Here is an 18,138-nt window from a genome sequence, read left to right on the forward strand (position 1 = left end):
TTTGTCAGGTCAATGATGCTGGTACCATCATTGACCTTTTCTGCTAAGAAGGGATTTGTAAATCAAATCATAGGCAACAGGGTTAAGCTAGATGGAGTATATAGGGGTTTAGGAATAGTTCAGCGTTTACTGACAGCCTTTGCTGGTGATGACGATCTGCCCGTCCAGTACTTCGTACGACGCACCTATGGTCTGGCAGATTACCTCCAGGCGTTCCATCAAATTCTCTTCGTTAAACGTCACGTTCACCAGACAGGCCGCCAGCGCTTCTTCGTCGAAGAGCAGTTTGACGCCGTAAGTCCGCTCCAGACTCGAGAAAACCCGGGCCACCGACGCATCTTCGAATACCTGCTCCCGACTCGGCCGGTTGGCGACCAGGGCCGCGGGTTTTTCAACCAGTGCCTTTACAAGCCGATTTTCTGCCAGGTTATAGGTCATCTGCTGATTGGGGGTCAGCACCACACCCTCAACGCGACGGACCCCGCTCTGCTGGGCCTTCTCGTAATCTTTCTGCGAGTAAACCGACACCCGCCCCGTTTTTACCATCACCGTTACTTCTTTTTCCCGGCAATAAGCCCGAACTAAAAAGCTGGTACCGAGCACTTTCGTGACGGTTTGGTTGGCGTAAATCAGAAACGGTTTAGCCGGATTTTTCACCACGTCGAAAAAGGCTTCGCCATTGAGGTAAACCGTCCGGGAAAGGGCATCAAACCGGACTGGATAGCTTATCCGGCTTTTGGGGTTCAGGGTTACCACGCTGCCGTCGCTCAGCAAAATGTTCATTGGTTTAGGGCTGGTGTTGACCTTTTCCTGGAGCGGTATAGTAGCGACCGTTCGGGTTAAGTATTCGTACGAGCCCACTGCTGGTTTGGGCGTCCGGCCCAGGTAGAACCAGGTGCTGAAAGCCGCCACCAGCAGAACCGACGCGGCCACGGCCCCGCGCCACCAACTCCGCTGCCCCAGCGGAATAACCGGGTGTTCGGTGTCTTCTTCCTGTTCGGCTTCCCGGCGTTCGGCGGCTTTGGCAATGAGCTTATTCAGTTCGAGCGCGATCCGGTTGTCGGTGGCATCATCCCGATAGTGGTTATCCAGGGCACGGATCAACTCCTGTGCCTGCCGGACCACCTCGGCACGATCCGGATTCTGGGCCAGCCACTGTTCCCAAAAATGGGCTGCCTGAGGGGAAGTGCCCGCGGTCCACTGTCGGAACGATTCATCAAACAGAAAGTCTTCCGCTTCGTACGTTCTGTAATTAATCATTGAGCAAATTGAATCTAGGACTTCTACTTACTTAGTGTCGAATTTTGAGAATTGATACTCAGAAAAAGTAAAATTATTTTCTGGTAAAATTCAATTGTTGCTAACTGTCGCTGGGCCAATCGTTTAGCAGGCTGGTTGATAGAGCATGAAAATGTCGGGGCGAATTGAGGGCATCCGGCAGGGTAGGAAGTGCTGGCTGATTACAGGGACCGCATCAAGACCAGCAAGGCCAGCAAAAGACTGGCCGACCACTGGCTGCGGAGTTCTTTGAAGGTGCGGTAGAGCAGATTGGCAACGCTTTGCCGCTCCAGGCCCATGATCTGGGCAATTTCGTGATTATCCAGATTCTGGTAAAAACGCAGATACAGAACTTCCTGCTGACGTTTAGAGAGCGACGCCATCAATTGGTGCAGCAAGCGGGTTTGTTCGGTATGGCTTTCGTCATCGATGATCTGTTGTTCAATGGAATCGGAGAACGGCAATTGAGTCGCTGCGGGTTCGTCGAGGTGAATGGAAGGCGACTGCGGCAGGATTTTCAATAATTTGTAGCGCAGTGCTTTCAGCAGGTAGGCTTTTACAAAGACCGCATCCCCCACGGTCTGGCGGTGGTCCCACAAGTCCACGAGCAAATCCTGAATCGCATCCCAAATCAGTTCAGAATCCGCCGTAAGCCGCAGGCCGTAGTTGTATAGGCTACGGTAGTGCACCTGGGCCAGTGCGCCGAAAGCCAGTTCATCACCTGCTTTAAAGCGCTGCCAGAGCTCCTGGGGGGCAAGGGTTTTATAATCAGCGGCTGTAATGCGTTCCAAGGCAAGAAAAAGGTCACGTACCGACTAGAATTAAGTCGGCCACCGAGCCAATTTACTTACTGAAAATGACATATTTGTAAACTAATGTAATTAAATTAATTTAAAATATGATATTCCGGCTGCGCCTTAGCGGGAAGCGGCCGGTTAGCCAGCAAAAATGCTCCGGCGGTTTTCAATAACCTGGCAGTTAGTTAACTTTGGTATATTATTCTTTTTCAACATCCAGTGCCGACAACGGTATTGATTTACTCAGACCACACCATGAACAACCGGTTTAAAACATGGCTCAAGCGCGTCGGCTGGCTGGGCTTTCTTTTCTTCCTTATCAAGGGCCTGCTCTGGCTGATTATTCCTTATTTGATTGCAAAAGGTGTTTTTTCTAAATAAAACCCACTGAAGTAAGAACATACCTATAACATAATCCCTGTTATGCGGTTTATTGGATAAGTCGGGTAGACCGGCTATATGGTACCGGATGCTGCTTTTCGTACCCAGAACTAGCCGGTACTCAACATTCTTCGTCTAAGCTGCGTATTGGTGTACAAGACCGATACCGGCAAGCTGGACGGTAAGCTATCCGCAGACTGATAATAAGGAACGTGAAAAAATTTCTGACGTTTTTTCTTCTTGCCATACTGGCGTTGATCTTTCTGGTACTTGGGTTTCTCGGGGTCATTGCCACCACGACCTGGGGCCAGGAGTTCGTTACCCGGCAGGTCAATAGTTACTTAGCCGGAAAAATAAAAAGTCCTTTCCGGATTGGCCGCATCACCTACGACATTCCTGATTACGTCGGTCTGGAAGACGTCCTGTTTATCACTCCGAAGGGCGATACGCTGCTGGCCGGGGAAAAACTCCGGGTGGATCTGGACATGATGGGGCTGCTCAAAAACCGGGTGTCGCTCAATCAGATTGAACTCGAAAAGGTGCGCATAAACCTCAACCGGACGCTACCCGACACCGCCTTTAATTTCCAGTATATCATCGATGCGTTTGACACTGGTGGCCCTCCGCAACCAGTCGATACCACGGCGGCTCCGATGGACATTAGTCTGGCGGCCGTGATTCTGAAAGACGTCGGGATTCGTTACAAAGACGATGTGGTTGGAGCAGATGTTCGCGCCCATTTGGATAGCCTGCGGGCCAATTTTGATGAAACGGACGTTGCTAAATCACAATACCACCTTCGGACGGTTAACATCGACGGTCTGGTGGCCAACACCCGGCTTTATTCGGCAATCGACACCCCGGAAACGCCCACGACTTCCGCACCCGGCGACACCCTGGATTTGAAATTAGGCAGTTGGCGGGTCAACCGGGCGCGCTGGGATGTGAAGGTCGAGGAAGCGGACTTCCAGACCCGCGGATCGCTCGGGCGGCTGGCGATGGATGCCGATTATTTGTACCTCGACGGGCAGCGGGTTGGAATCAAATCGCTGGAACTGGCTAATGCCGACATTGCCGCCATTTTGACCAAAGCAACTGCCAAACCCAGTTCTGCGGCTCCGGCGACCCCGGAAACGGCCGATGAGTCGGGCGGCTGGCGGGCCAGCATTGGCCGGGTGGCGCTGGCAAAAAACCGGATTCGGTTTGAAGACCAGAACCAGCCCCGGCAGAAAACCGGTCTGGATTACGGACACCTTGACCTTCAGGACTTTTCACTGACCGCCCAGGCGCTGCAATACACCCCACAACTGATCGCCGGGAAATTTCGCGGGGGCCAGTTTCGCGACCAGAGCGGTTTTGCGCTCCAGCGGCTCGACGCCGATGTGGTCTACAGCGATACAATGACCTCCGTGACCAAACTTTACGTTCAGACGCCCCAGACATTGCTCCGCGACCAGCTGATTCTGCGCTACGATTCAATCGGGCAGTTGAGCCGCCCGCGGGAAGCCGGGCGCGTGGGCGTTCGGGTCAACCTGAACCAAAGCCGGCTGGCGGTGGCTGACATGCTGCAACTGGCGCCGTTTCTGGCCACTACTTCCCCGTTTTTTGAAGACCGCCGGGCCGTTGTTCGGGTCAATACGCTGATGCGGGGTACGCTGGCTAACCTGAGCATTCCGACGTTTGAAGTGGATATGCTGTCGGGAACCCGGCTGCGGGCCAGCGGGCGTTTGCGGAACGTGACGGATGTAGACCGCCTGGCCCTGGACATTAATCTGACCGAAGGGTCGACGCGGCTCACCGATATTCGAAAAATCGTTCCCAAAGGCACCCTGCCCGATTCGTTCAACATTCCGCCCAAGCTCCGGTTAACGGGGCGTTTTCAGGGTGAACTTGATAATCTGAACATCAATTCGGCCCTTCAGACTGATTGGGGAAATGTTGATTTCGACGGCAACGTGCGCGGCTTTGTTTCCGGAAAAGGGCAGGCCTACAAAGGAACGCTGTCGCTGGCGCGGCTGGAAGCCGGGCGCTGGCTGGGCCAACAGGCAACCATTGGAAGCATTACGGCGGATGCCACCGTTGACGGTCGGGGCATCGACGTGAAAACCATGCAGACGGCTTTCCGGCTTAATGTGCGCCAAGCGGAACTGATGGGCTACAATTACCAGAATTTTGCTGCCGATGGCCGGTTGGATCAGGGGAATCTCAGCATGAGAAGTACGTTGAATGATCCAAACGCTAAACTGACACTGAACGCCCGCGTGGGCATGTTACAAGATTTTCCCAGCGTGCGGGGCGGGCTGGCGATTGAAAAACTGGATGTTACCCAACTCAAACTCTACAAGGACCCGCTTAGTGTGGAGGGAAATCTGCGGTTTGATTTTGCGTCCACCGATCCTGCCAAACCGGTCGGTATTCTAGCGGCCCGCGAAACGGTGGTGCGGCTGAACGGCAAAACGTATCCGCTGGATTCTTTTTACGTCAGAGCGGATGTAGATGGTGTTCGAAAAATCGTGGAAGCCCGGCTGCCGTTCGCAACCATGAATCTCGATGGTCAGTTTGATTACACGCGTCTATATGACATTGCCGTTGGTGAAGTCAGTAAGTATATCGAGCTGCCCGATCTGACCTACAAGCCGGTCAATCCGCCATATAGTTTCAACGTCGACATGACGCTCCGGCAACATCCGCTTCTGGCGGCTTTTGTGCCCGCGCTGACCCGAATGGATCCGGTTACGTTTAAGGCGTACGTGGATAATGTTCGGGATACGACGTTTGCCGCTTCCCTCCAGGCTGGTGTCGTTGAATACGACAGCATGCAGATTCAGGGGGTTGCTATGAAGCTGGCCGGTTTGAACGGACGACTGGGAATTACGGGCCAGGTCAATGCCGCCAACGCCAGCGGAATTCGGTTAAATGTGACCAAATTGAATGCGGAAGCCGTCGAAAATAAGCTATGGTTTGAGATTGAGTCGGATGATTCGACCGGCCGGGCGTGGTACGGTATATCGGGTAGTCTGGCCATCGCCGACCGGGCCTACCAATTCCGGTTTAATCCGGATGGTATGTTAACCAATTACCAGCGCTGGACCGGCGACACCACTGGCTACATTCAGTACAGCGAGAAAGGCATTGTGGCCGATCGCTTCCTGCTTCAGACTGGTTCGCAGCGGATTCTGGTTAATAGCGAAGAGAAAATACCCAATGCGCCGATGCGGGTCAAGGTAGAAAGCATCAACCTGACCAACATGGCAAAACTGGCCAATCAGGACACGACGCTGGTGGGCGGTATGCTCAACGGGGATGTTGTGCTCCGGGACGTAATGACAAATTTGTCGTTTACCGGCGACGTGACGGTGGATAGTCTGAAAGTGATGGAAAAGGCCATCGGGAATCTGACGGCCCGGTTTGCCAATACCACCGACCAGCGGATTTCAACCGATATTGCGCTGACGGGCAACGGCAACCGGGCGCGGGTTACGGGTTTCTACAATCCGTCAAACGCGGACCAGGCGCTGGATTTCAAAATTAATCTGGACGAGTTGACAGCCCAGACCATCGAGGCATTCAGCTTCGGTCAACTGCGGCAAACCAGCGGACGGTTGCGCGGTCAGGTCGATGTAACCGGCTCAACGGACCAGCCCCGTATGAATGGCGCCGTATCGTTCGATTCGCTGGCTTTCAACGTGGCTTACCTGAATGCGACCTACAAGATTGACAACGAAACGATCCGGTTCAGCGAGAAAACCATCAATTTTCAGGATTTCAGCATTCGCGACGGGCAAAACCGCAACCTGACAACGAACGGGACCATCACCATCCGGGAGTTGCCGGATATGGCCTACAACCTGAACATCAAAGCCGATAAATTTCAGGTGCTGAATGCCACCCGGAAAGACAACGATCTGGCCTACGGCAATGCCGCCATCAGTGCCAATCTGGCCATTCGCGGCAGCGGTACCAGTCCAACCATTAGCGGTTCCATCAAACTGGAAGACGAAAGCAAAATCACGATGGTATTGCCTGATGAAAGCGATGCCGTAAACGAAGCGCGTGGGATTGTTACGTTCATCGACCACAACGATTCGCTGGCTTTGCGGAAGTACCTGGTGGTTGCCCGGCCCGATACCGCCCGGCCCAAACTGGCTTTCCAAGACCTGAGCAACGCCCAGATTGATCTAAGCCTGGAAGCAAACGAAACCTCGGAAATCACCGTCGTTGTGGATGAGCTCAACGGCGATAACCTGCGCATCAAAGGAAATGCCCGGTTAAACGTAGGAATCAGTCAGAGCGGGGCCATCTCGTTGCTGGGCCGCTACGACGTTACGGAAGGAGAGTATTCGCTGACGTATGAAGTTCTGAAGCGTACGTTTTCGATCCAGAAAGGAAGTAACCTGACCTGGACGGGCGATCCGTACCGGGCACAGCTGGACATTACCGCGGTTTATGAGACGACGGCCGTGCCGTCCAACCTGATTGCCAACGAAACCAGCGAACAGCTTCGGACGGCTTCCAAGCAGAAAATACCGTTCAACGTCCTGTTGAAAATGAAGGGTTTGTTGTCTTCGCCTGATATCAGCTTTGACATTGAAATGCCGGAGGAAGGTTTCCTGGCTTCCCGGACGGTAATCGATGCGGTTAATTCCAAGCTCTCCCAATTGCGTCAGGACCCCTCGCAGTTGAACAAACAGGTTTTCGGACTGATGGTACTGGGTAGTTTCATTTCTGAAAGCTCATCCAGCTCATCAGGGGGCGGTATTAATACCGAAGAAATTGCCCGAAGCAGCGTCAGTAAAATTCTTTCCGATCAGCTGGAACGGTTTGCGTCCAGCCTGCTGAAAGGATTTGACGTAAACTTCGATCTGCTTTCGTCCACTCAGTCGGCGGGGACCAACAACACCGTAGGAACCAGAACCGATTTGAATGTGGATGTGTCCCGGAGCTTTTTGCAAGGTCGGCTGACGGTTTCGGTGGGTCGAAATTTCATGCTGGAAGGAAATCAGAACGCCATCACGCGCAATCCTAACGAAGTATTTGATAACCTGTCGTTGAACTACAACATTACCCGCGACGGCCGCTATATGCTACGCGGTTATCGCAAGAGTGATTACCAGGCGGTTCTGGAAGGTTACGTAATCGAAACGGGGGTTGGTTTTGTAATTACGGTCGATTACAACGCCCTGAGTGAAATCTTTGGCAAATCGGCGGAAAATCAGAATCAATGAAAAAGAGTCTATTCTATAGTATTGCCTTGCTTGCACTGACCGGCTGTCACGTGGCTCGCCACATTCCGCCCGGGGAAAAACTGTACATGGGAACCGAAATCAACGTTCAGGTTGATTCGACGGTTTCCAAATCTGAAAAAGAACAGATCGAAACGCAGCTGGCCGAAATGGCGCGGCCGCGGCCTAACAAGAAACTGTTCGGGTATCCGTACCGCGTTGGCCTTTACTACTTTGCGGGTGAGCCCAAGAAAGAAAAGGGATTACGGGCCTGGTTCCGACGCAAATTGGGCGCAGAACCGATTTTTGCAAGTGCCAATGCGCTCTCATCCAACGCGGCTAATTGGGTCGCTTTTCTGGAAAATGAAGGCTATTTTCATTCAACAGCTTCCGGAAGTTTGCGCGAAGAAGGGTACAAGGCCTTCGGGGTTTATCAGGTTCAGGTCAGACAACGCTATCTGATTGATTCAGTCGCTTTTCTAATGGATTCAACGTCCCTGAAGGAGTCTATGGATGAGATTCAGAGTCGCAGTTTGCTCAAAAAAGACAATCCTTATCGTCTGGAAATGATCAAGCTGGAACGCGAACGGATCAATCAGGCTTTACAGCGTCGGGGCTTCTTTTACTTTCAGCCTGATTTCATTGCGGTGCTGGCCGACAGTGCTCAGGGGAGCCACCGGACACGTTTGTATCTAGCTATCAAGCCCGAAACCCCTCCAGCGGCCCTGCTTCCCTATTCTGTGCGGGATATTTACGTGTATCCTAATTACAGTCTTTCATCCAACAACCTGCAGGCCGATACCACCGCCAGCCCAAGGCGTGTTGTTGAATTTGGCAATTACAAAATTGTCGATCCGGATAATGTGTACAACCCGAAGCTTTTCCGGGATATCATAGCCTTGCGGCCGGGACGGCGTTACAACAGCCGGGCGCAGGACCTGACTTTGTCGCGCTTCATTAACGTAGGGTCGTTTAAATTCGTCCGCAATCGGTTTGAACCGACTCAGCAGGGCGATTCTACGGTAATGGACGTTCACTATTATCTGACGCCTTACCCCAAAAAGTCGGCCCGGCTGGAAATTGCCGGTACCAGTCGTTCCAACAACCTGGTAGGGTCGCAACTCAGCCTGAACTGGCGGAATCGAAACGTCTTAGGCCGTTCTGAACTGTTTACCGTCAATGCCAACGCGGGTATCGAATTTCAGATAGGAGCCCGCGGCACGGGTGTGACCAACTACCGGTACGGGTTACAAACCAGCCTGACCTTCCCGCGCCTGGTGTCGCCCATCCCGATCAAATATTACCAACGCGGACAAACGCTGCCTCAGACAATTGTTTCCGTGGGCTATGACCTGATTGTGCGGGGCGGATTATACCACCTCAACTCATTCCTGACCACGTACGGGTATACCTGGCGAAGCAATCCGCAAACCGAGCACATCTTTCAACCCATCAGCATCAACTACGTTTTGCCGTCCAGCTTTGGCGAAAAGTTTTATGCGCTGGAAGACGATCCCACTACGCGGCAGCAGTACATCAACATCCTGCGTTCTGAGCAGCTTATCCTCAGTACGCTTTATACGTACAATTTGAGTTCATCGCCCCGTACAAATACCTCGTACACGTATCGGCTGAGCGTTAACGTTGAACCCGCCGGTAACCTGGCGTCTTTGGTAACGAAAAAAACCAATGAACTGGGCCAGGAGGTGATTTTTGGGGTGCCGTATTCCCAGTTTTTCCGGATGGATGTCGACAGTCGGCACTTCTTCCGATTATCGCCGGGTATTACCTGGGCCAGCCGGTTCTTTGGTGGTCTGGGCGTTCCGTACGGAAATTCAGAACAGCTGCCGTTTGTCAAGCAGTATTTTGTCGGGGGTGCTAACAGTTTGCGGGCGTTTCGGCCTCGGGCGGTTGGGCCGGGCGTTTATACCCGAAACCTCGATGGTACCGTTCAGCTTCAGGATGGAGGGGGCGATATCAAACTGGAGGCTAACACGGAAATTCGTCCTAAGATAAATAAGTACCTGCAAACGGCTTTGTTTGTGGATGTTGGCAACGTCTGGATGTATTCTGACGAGAGTACCTACGGCGCTGGCACCCAGTTTCGATCAGACTTTTACAAACAACTGGCCGTGGGCACCGGTCTTGGCCTGCGGATTGACGTGTCGTATTTTGTTCTACGGTTTGATCTGGCTTTCCCGCTGCGTAAACCGTGGCTACCGGAAGGACAACAGTGGGTGTTTGATGAGATTAATCCGGGAAGCCGGAGCTGGCGTCGGGATAACCTGATCCTGAACGTAGCAGTGGGTTATCCGTTTTAGGCCATCTCCGGTATTGATTTAGTCTTCCCGACCCTCCTTGCGGTTGGCATCGGCCATCCTGACAATTTTCGGGGTGAACTTTGCCAGCACCGACACCAGGTCGTGCTGGGCGCTGATAACGGTTTCGATGTTTTTATAGACCATCGGCGCTTCATCGAGGTCGCCCCCGATCAGCTGAATGTCGGCTTTGAGCAAAGCATCGTCAAGCTGCGCGCGGGTGATGCGGTTGAATGCCTGCGTTCGTGACATCAACCGCCCGGCTCCGTGCGAAGCCGAGTTCAGCGCATCCGAAAAACCGCGCCCCCGAACCACAAAGCCGGGCTGCGTCATGGAGCCCGGGATGATCCCGAGCACGTCAGGACCCGCCGGAGTAGCGCCTTTCCGGTGAACAACTACCTCGTGCCCGTCGGCCAGTTGTTCTTTCCAGGCAAAGTTGTGGTGGTTCTCAACCATTGTCAACGGGTTATGACCCAGCGCTTTCGCCAGTTTATGGTGGATTTCGTGGTGATTGGCCGATGCGTAATCCCCGGCCAGATTCATCGCAATCCAGTATTCCTGCCCTTCCTCGGTGTTCAGATCAAGCCAGGCCAGGTGGGCCGCCTGTTTGGGCAGCTTCGTTTTCTGCATGGCAAGTCTGGAGTAATACCCGGCGACGGCTCCCCCGAAACCCCGCGAACCCGAATGCGACAGCAGAGCCAGGTACTCGCCCGGCGGTAGGTTTAGCTGGTCGTCCTGTTCGTACACTTCGATCAATCCCCATTCGACAAAGTGGTTGCCCGTACCGGAGGTGCCAAGCTGGCGGTAGGCTTTGTCTTTCAGGTCCCGGATTACCTTGGTAGACTGCCATTCCGGCAAATCCATGACAGTTTCGTCGAACTTCTCACGGGTTTCGCCCCCGATACCAAACTTGGTTTTTTCCAGCAGGATGGTTTTCAGCAGGGGCGACTCCTGTTTCAGAAAAGCACCTGGCAGATCGAATACCGATAAACACATTCGGCAGGCAATATCAACGCCAACGGCGAACGGAATAACCGTGTGGGCTTCGGTGGCCAGAACCCCGCCAATGGGCAGCCCGTAACCTTGGTGGGCATCGGGCATCAGCGCACCGGCCACCGAAATTGGCAGGCTGGCGGCCGTTTCCGTTTGGTTTAAGGCTCCTTCCTCAATGTATTCCGGTCCGAAAACCGCATATGGCAACGGTGTTGTACGCAGGTCAAACGCCTGAGAAGTTTGCTTTTCGGCTGTATTCAGAACATAAGGCGCTGGCTCCGGCGGCAGATACGTCCGGCCGGTTTCGCTCAACGGCACCGCAATACCCTGCTTGTTGAGGTCGTAAATGGCCCGCGCCAGATTGGTTACTTTATTTCTGGAGAAAGCATACTTTTTGGGATTCTGAAGCATTTGCGCCAGCAAGCCCATTAGTTTGGCTTTGGGGTACTGAGCGCGCTCGACCAAACCGTTTGCTACCCGCAGAAAAGCCGTGTGCAGCTGGTCGGGAATGGGCGCCAACGTCAGGATATCATCGATTGTAACGGAGTTTTCCATGATTAAAGGAGAAGATACCCCCGAACGGGTTCTCATTCGGGAGGTTATTGGTTAAAGTACGGATTGATGGTCAGGAATTACGGCTTCGGCCCCGGACGAAAAGCTGCTTCAGCTGGTCGACCATCGAACCGTCGCTGGAAACGGAAATAGTGCTGATTTTGTCGGCTATTTTCTCCACGTATTCCATTTCTTTCAGTTTCCAGAGCATTTCGTTGTCTTCCATCAGCTTGGCCGTATTCAAGAGGCTGCGGGTTGAGGCCGTTTCCTCCCGGCGCATGATGCTGTTGGCCTGTGCTTTCTTTTCGGCCATCAACACCTGGTTCATGATGTCGCGCATATCGCCGGGCAAAATGACATCCCGTAGGCCGCCATCCCGTAAATCCACGCCAAGTTCGGCCGCTTTGGCAGCCGTTTTAGTGAGAACATAAGGAGCCACTTCGCCCTTTCGGTCGAGCAGTTCGTCCAGCGTCAGACCACCCACGTATTCCCGCAGGGCCAGTTGAACCGATACGTACACCTGTTTGTCGTATTCTTTATTTTCGACCAGTGCTTTCACAACGTTCTTGACGGCATACTGCAGGTAGAAACTCAACCGCAACGATGCCTTGTCTTTGGTCAGGATTTCCTGCCCCGATACTTCCATCTGCTGCTGGCGGGTATCGACTTTTGCAACATGGACCGGGATGCTGTTTTTCCACCAGTGGTAGGTTCCGGGTGACAACAACCGTTCAAACTTCCAGTCGATAAACAATACGCCTTGCTCGTACGCTTCGACGGTGTACGTGCGCACGAAGGGCGATAAGGGTTGCGGCATCAACGAAACCAGGTCGATGCTGCCGGGAATAGCAAGTTGACTTAGATCGGCCTTGATGTATTCGTAGTGTTTAATTCCTTTCCAGTACGCCCAGCGGCCTTTTTGCAAAATGGTCTGGAAACGGCCGCTCTCAAATTGTAGGGCAATTTCATGATCGTTCACCTCGACGACGTCGAGCAGGGCGGCAATTTCCGGATACGCCAGCAAGACCGTCAGATCGCAGAGCGGATTTTGCAGCGGGGTGCCCTGCTCGTAGACGTAGGCGGTTTCGCCCGGCCAGAGCCAGTGATTCCCGGCCGTAAGCAATCGTTTGTATCCGCCGTGTTTGAAGACCAATCCAATTTGGCGAGCCAGGATACGTACAGTTTTCATGGATGTATGGACTTTGTAAAGGGTTACTAAGGTTGATAAACCCGTTCGGAGCCATCCGAAACTTTGCCGAAAAGTTTCGGATGGCTCCGCGCCCCGGCAGCCGCTCCGACTACCAAAACGCGATCATCCGGCCTATTTTCGCAAGCAACGTACGCCCGGCCGCCCCGACACGACCCTGCTGGCCCCGTCTGAACCGTTGCGTCTGGTTTAAAACCGTTCCGACGCAACCGGATAGCTCCGGCGGATTATGAACATCTGGTAACCTTTTTAGAAGTGGCCGCTTCTCCAACCAACGGATCAGCCTTTTGGGCTGATAGCAGGATTCGAACCCGCGTTTGTCTGCTGCTCTACCCTTGAGCTATCCTGCCGAAACAGGAGAAGGATTCGAACCTTCAACCAGCAGGTTAGGGACAGAATTTTCCACCATCAACAGCATATCGCCTTAGCCAGAGGCCGCGATACTACGGGGCTATGCCGAAACCCGCGTCTGGTTTGATACCTGGGCCGTTCTATCGTTACAAAGCTTGGAGCCTCCTGCGCAGTGTTTTTGCGCAGTTCAGATTTTTTCTCCATTTTTCTAAAAAATTATTCTCCAATGCCCGCCAACCGCAACGCCCTTATTCGCTACAAAACACTGGACAATTGCCTCCGGAACCGGCAGCGCCGTTGGACGCTCGACGACCTGATTGAAAAAGTATCGGAGGCTCTCTACGAGTACGAGGGCATGGACAAAGGCATCAGCCGGCGCACCGTTCAGGCCGATCTGCAAATGATGCGAAGCGACAAACTGGGTTATTTTGCGCCCATCATTGTCATCAACAAAAAATACTACACCTACGAGGACCCGTCGTACAGCATCACCAACCTGCCGTTGTCGGACGGCGATCTGATCCGGATGAACGAAGCCGTTGAGGTCCTGAAGCAATTCAAGGGATTTTCGCACTTCGCCAAGCTCAACGAAGTGGTGCAGAAACTGGAGGATCATGTGTACTCCACCGGCCGGAAGTCGGCACCGGTCATTGATTTCGAGAAGAACGAAGAACTAAAAGGGCTTCATTTTCTGGATGAGCTTTATCAGGCCGTTATCCAGAAAAAAGTGTTTCAAATTCAATACCAGTCGTTTTCCGCCCGGTTTCCGCAATTTTTTACCTTTCACGTCTGGTGGCTGAAGGAATTTAAAAACCGTTGGTTTGCGGCCGGTGTCTGCGACGGCAAAAACAACCAGTTCATCATGCATCTGGCCCTGGACCGCATACTGGCGTTAAGCCCCGCGCCGGAGATAGATTACCGTCCCAACCTGGCCATTAACCCGGAGGAGTACTACCAGGATGTTGTTGGGGTGACGGTCAGCAAGAATATACGGCCCGTTGCGGTAAAATTGCTGGTGAAATATCCACACGCGCCTTATGTGGCTACAAAACCGCTTCATCGTTCCCAGAAAGTGTTGGAACGAACGCCCGAAGGGATTCTTATTCAGCTTTGTGTGCAGCACAACTTTGAATTGGAGAAGGAAATTCTCGGTTTTGGCGATGGGATGGTTGTAATCGGACCCGAACGACTGCGGATTGCTGTTCGAAAACGCCTGCAGGCTGGTCTGCAAAACTACGCGGAAACGGATACTGTTCTCCCTGTGCCGGATGGCGTCTGATTATCCTGAGATGCCACCGCTAGTACGGTTCTAGCGCAATGTGTTCCCAGTTTTATCGGCGGTAAGACTCCGCCAACAAAATAATAATGGCAGACTCGGGTAACTTCCATAATATCAGTTGACAATAGTTTTGTTTTTACATCATAAATTATCTATCTTTGCGGTCTGATTCGCGAAAAGTGTCTTTTTGAATAGACCCAGACGATTCTTGCGTACCCGAATTTGTATATTAACTTCTGAAATTATACTTCATTAATTATGGCAACTGATCTTCGATACCTGCGAAACATTGGTATCGCTGCCCACATCGACGCCGGTAAAACGACTACGACCGAGCGGATTCTTTATTACGCCGGGGTGAGCCACAAAATCGGCGAAGTACACGAAGGGGCTGCTACCATGGACTGGATGGAGCAGGAACAGGAACGCGGTATCACCATTACGTCGGCTGCTACAACCGTCAACTGGAAATACCGTGACCAGAACTATCATGTCAATATTATCGATACCCCGGGTCACGTAGACTTTACGGTAGAGGTAAACCGGTCGCTGCGCGTACTGGATGGTCTGGTGTTCTTGTTTAGTGCAGTAGATGGTGTTGAGCCGCAGTCAGAAACCAACTGGCGATTGGCCAACAATTACAACGTGGCCCGTCTGGGTTTCGTGAATAAAATGGACCGGGCCGGTGCCGACTTCCTGAACGTTGTCAATCAGGTAAAAGAAATGCTCGGTAGCAATGCCGTACCGCTGCAATTGCCGATCGGTGCCGAAGATAACTTCAAAGGTGTGGTTGACCTGGTTAACTTCCGCGGTATCCAGTGGAACGAGCACGACAAAGGAATGACCTTCCAGGAAGTGCCCATCCCGGATGATATGCTCGAAGAAGCCCGCGAATGGCGTGGTAAACTGCTCGAAGCCGTTGCGGAATACGACGAATCGTTGATGGAGAAATACTTCGAAGACGAAAACTCGATCACGGAAGATGAAATCCTGACGGCTCTGCGCCAGGCTACCATCGAGATGAAAATCGTTCCGATGTTGTGCGGTTCTTCGTTCAAAAATAAAGGGGTGCAGACGATGCTCGATTACGTGATGTCGCTGCTGCCTTCTCCGCTCGACAAACCGGAAATCAAAGGAACTAACCCGAACACGGATCAGGAAGTCGTTCGTCACCCGACGGAAAGCGACCCGTTCACGGCATTGGGCTTTAAAATTGCGACCGACCCCTACGTTGGCCGTCTGTGCTTCGTACGCGTTTACTCAGGTGCATTGGAGTCAGGTTCTTACGTTCTGAACACCCGTTCAGGCAACAAGGAACGGATTTCTCGGATTTTCCAGATGCACGCCAACAAGCAGAATCAGATTGATAAACTGCGGGCGGGTGATATTGGTGCAGTCGTTGGGTTTAAAGACATCAAGACGGGCGATACCCTTTGCGATGAGAAAAACCCGATTATCCTGGAATCCATGATCTTCCCGGATCCGGTTATTGGTTACGCCATCGAACCGAAGAAAACGGCTGATCAGGATAACTTCTCGAAAGCCATTGGTAAACTGATCGAAGAAGATCCGACTCTGAAAGTAGAAACGGATGAAGAAACCGGTCAGACGATTATCCGGGGTATGGGTGAGCTTCACCTTGAAATTATCATCGACCGGATGCGTCGGGAGTTCAAAGTAGAAGTAAACCAGGGTGCTCCGCAGGTGGCTTACAAAGAAACGCTGACGAAAAACTTCGAACACCGCGAGCTTTACAAAAAGCAAACGGGTGGTCGTGGTAAGTTTGCCGACATCGTATTCGAAATCATGCCGGGCGAAGAAGGTAAAACCGGCCTGGAGTTCATCAACGGAATTGTTGGTGGGGTTATTCCGCGTGAATTCATCCCGTCGGTAGAGAAAGGCTTCCGCGAAGCCATGTCAACAGGTCCGTTGGCGGGTTATCCGGTCGACTCTATGAAAGTACGGTTGTTCCACGGTTCCTTCCACGACGTTGACTCCGATTCGCTATCATTCGAATTGGCGGCTCGTCTGGGCTTCCGTGAAGCTGCCAAACAGGCCGGTCCGAAACTGCTTGAACCGATTATGGCGGTGGAAGTTCTAACACCGGAAGAATACACCGGTCCGATCACGGGTGACCTGAACCGTCGGCGTGGTATCATGAAAGGGATGGATAGCCGGGCTGGCTCACAGGTTATCAAAGCAGATGTTCCGCTGTCGGAGCTGTTTGGTTACGTAACGGATCTGCGGACAATGTCATCCGGTCGTGCAACGGCTAACCTGACGTTCTCACACTACGAACAAGTGCCGACTAACTTGGCAGAAGGCATCGTAGCCAAAGCAAAAGGAACGGTTAAAGCTTAAATTTAGACAAGACAGAGAGCGGTTAGCGATACCTGCTCTCTGTTTTTTATAAAAGCCGGATTGCTGGAGTAAATGGTTCTTTCAGCATCGGGCCGCCGGCCATAAACCGGTTACTTTTATCAGAACCACAAATTGTCATGAATCAAAAAATTCGGATTAAACTGAAGTCGTTCGACCACATGCTGGTCGACAAATCGGCTGAAAAAATTGTCAAAGCCGTTAAATCAACGGGCGCTATCGTAAGCGGTCCGATTCCTCTGCCTACGGAGAAAGAAAAGTTTACGGTTCTGCGTTCTCCGCACGTGAACAAAAAATCTCGGGAACAATTTCAGCTTTGCACCTATAAGCGTTTGGTAGACATCTACTCGACGAGCGCTAAAACGGTCGATGCACTGATGAAGCTGGAACTGCCGAGTGGGGTAGATGTTGAGATCAAAGTTTAAGGCTAAAAATCTTTCTAACTTTTTCGCAAAAAATTTTTAGAAAGAAAAGAAATAGTCTATATTTGCAATCCGAATCGCGAAGTAAAGGCAACGACATAAATCGGATGAAGGTCCTCTTCGGAAACCGCATCTGACTATTTTAGTCCGGTAATCCATGAAACTTGGATCAACCGAGCAGAAGGTCAGGTGTAACACACCTGGCCTTTTTTGTTTTTGACCGAAATAGTTGATAATAAATAAAATACGGTTTGGAATAGAGGGTAGTAATTCGTACTTTTGCACTCCGTTTTTTGGGTTTATACTTATAAATTCCTGCTTTACAACCACTTATTTATGTCTGGTTTAATTGGAAAGAAGATTGGGATGACCAGTCTGTACAATGCTGACGGGCAGGCTCTGGCATGTACAGTCATTGAAGCTGGTCCCTGTGTTGTTACTCAGGTAAAAACGCAGGAGTCGGACGGTTACCAAGCCGTCCAGTTGGGTTACGGTGAAAAGAAAGAAAAACGTACCACTAAGCCTTTGCTTGGTCACTTCAAAAAAGCTGGTACGACGCCGAAACGCAAATTAGTTGAGTTTAAAACATTCGAGAAAAACCTGGACCTAGGTCAAACCCTGGAGGTTGCGGATGTTTTTGTTGAAGGCGACTTCGTAGACGTTGTTGGAACGGTGAAAGGTCGCGGCTTCCAAGGTGTTGTGAAGCGCCACGGTTTTGGCGGTGTCGGTGGACAAACCCACGGTCAGCACAATCGCCAGCGTCACCCGGGTTCAATCGGTGCCTGTTCGTTCCCATCGCGGGTTTTCAAAGGCTTGCGGATGGCGGGTCGTTACGGCGGCAACCGGGTTAAAGTACAGAACCTGCGCGTTCTGAAAGTTCTGCCCGAGCAGAATTTGATCGTAGTGAGCGGCTCGGTACCGGGCGCAAAAAATTCGTTCCTCATTTTAGATAAGTAATC

At 52.0% G+C, this 18,138-nt stretch carries 11 protein-coding genes; 7 read left to right on the forward strand and 4 right to left on the reverse strand.

Annotated elements, in window-relative coordinates; translation table 11 throughout:
* Positions 1–126: 126 nt before the first annotated feature.
* Together OQ371_RS08640 and OQ371_RS08645 are read right to left on the reverse strand one after the other, a co-directional pair.
* Complete coding sequence (locus OQ371_RS08640) at positions 127–1,260, reverse strand: FecR family protein (protein WP_265993376.1); 1,134 nt, start codon at positions 1,258–1,260, stop codon at positions 127–129.
* Between the two features lie 200 nt (positions 1,261–1,460).
* Entirely contained in the window at positions 1,461–2,069 is a 609-nt protein-coding gene (locus OQ371_RS08645) for an RNA polymerase sigma factor (protein WP_265993377.1), read from the reverse strand.
* Between the two features lie 261 nt (positions 2,070–2,330).
* Here OQ371_RS08645 and OQ371_RS08650 point away from each other — a divergent pair, with 261 nt between their 5' ends.
* The 3 genes from OQ371_RS08650 (at position 2,331) to tamL (ending at position 9,999) form a co-directional block, all read left to right on the forward strand.
* Positions 2,331–2,456 (forward strand): hypothetical protein, encoded by a 126-nt coding sequence (locus tag OQ371_RS08650; protein WP_265993378.1) that lies wholly within the window; start codon positions 2,331–2,333, stop codon positions 2,454–2,456.
* A 212-nt stretch (positions 2,457–2,668) separates the two neighbouring features.
* Positions 2,669–7,681: a translocation/assembly module TamB domain-containing protein gene (locus OQ371_RS08655; protein WP_265993379.1), complete on the forward strand. Its 5,013-nt coding sequence runs from the start codon at positions 2,669–2,671 to the stop codon at positions 7,679–7,681.
* Complete coding sequence (gene tamL / locus OQ371_RS08660) at positions 7,678–9,999, forward strand: translocation and assembly module lipoprotein TamL (RefSeq protein ID WP_265993380.1); 2,322 nt, start codon at positions 7,678–7,680, stop codon at positions 9,997–9,999. Before OQ371_RS08655 ends, tamL begins: the two co-directional genes overlap by 4 nt.
* Before the next feature lie 18 nt (positions 10,000–10,017).
* On the opposite strand, the gene OQ371_RS08665 is transcribed toward tamL, so the two are convergent.
* Both OQ371_RS08665 and OQ371_RS08670 read right to left on the reverse strand, forming a co-directional pair.
* Complete coding sequence (locus OQ371_RS08665; RefSeq protein WP_265993381.1) at positions 10,018–11,544, reverse strand: RtcB family protein; 1,527 nt, start codon at positions 11,542–11,544, stop codon at positions 10,018–10,020.
* Positions 11,545–11,614: 70 nt separating this feature from the next.
* Entirely contained in the window at positions 11,615–12,730 is a 1,116-nt protein-coding gene (locus OQ371_RS08670; protein WP_265993382.1) for a slipin family protein, read from the reverse strand.
* Positions 12,731–13,325: 595 nt separating this feature from the next.
* Here OQ371_RS08670 and OQ371_RS08675 point away from each other — a divergent pair.
* From OQ371_RS08675 to rplC, 4 genes are all read left to right on the forward strand, one after another.
* Positions 13,326–14,378 (forward strand): helix-turn-helix transcriptional regulator, encoded by a 1,053-nt coding sequence (locus tag OQ371_RS08675; protein WP_265993383.1) that lies wholly within the window; start codon positions 13,326–13,328, stop codon positions 14,376–14,378.
* Between the two features lie 258 nt (positions 14,379–14,636).
* The gene (gene fusA, locus OQ371_RS08680; protein WP_265993384.1) at positions 14,637–16,739 is read left to right on the forward strand and encodes an elongation factor G; all 2,103 of its coding nucleotides are present in this window, start codon (positions 14,637–14,639) and stop codon (positions 16,737–16,739) included.
* Positions 16,740–16,876: 137 nt separating this feature from the next.
* Positions 16,877–17,182, forward strand: a complete 306-nt coding sequence (rpsJ, locus tag OQ371_RS08685; RefSeq protein WP_111626176.1) for a 30S ribosomal protein S10 — start codon at positions 16,877–16,879, stop codon at positions 17,180–17,182.
* A gap of 333 nt (positions 17,183–17,515) precedes the next feature.
* Positions 17,516–18,136, forward strand: coding sequence for a 50S ribosomal protein L3 (gene rplC, locus OQ371_RS08690; RefSeq protein ID WP_265994287.1), 621 nt, complete (start codon positions 17,516–17,518; stop codon positions 18,134–18,136).
* Positions 18,137–18,138 lie beyond the last annotated feature (2 nt).

The sequence above is a fragment of the Larkinella insperata genome, from assembly GCF_026248825.1.
Lineage (GTDB): Bacteria > Bacteroidota > Bacteroidia > Cytophagales > Spirosomataceae > Larkinella > Larkinella insperata.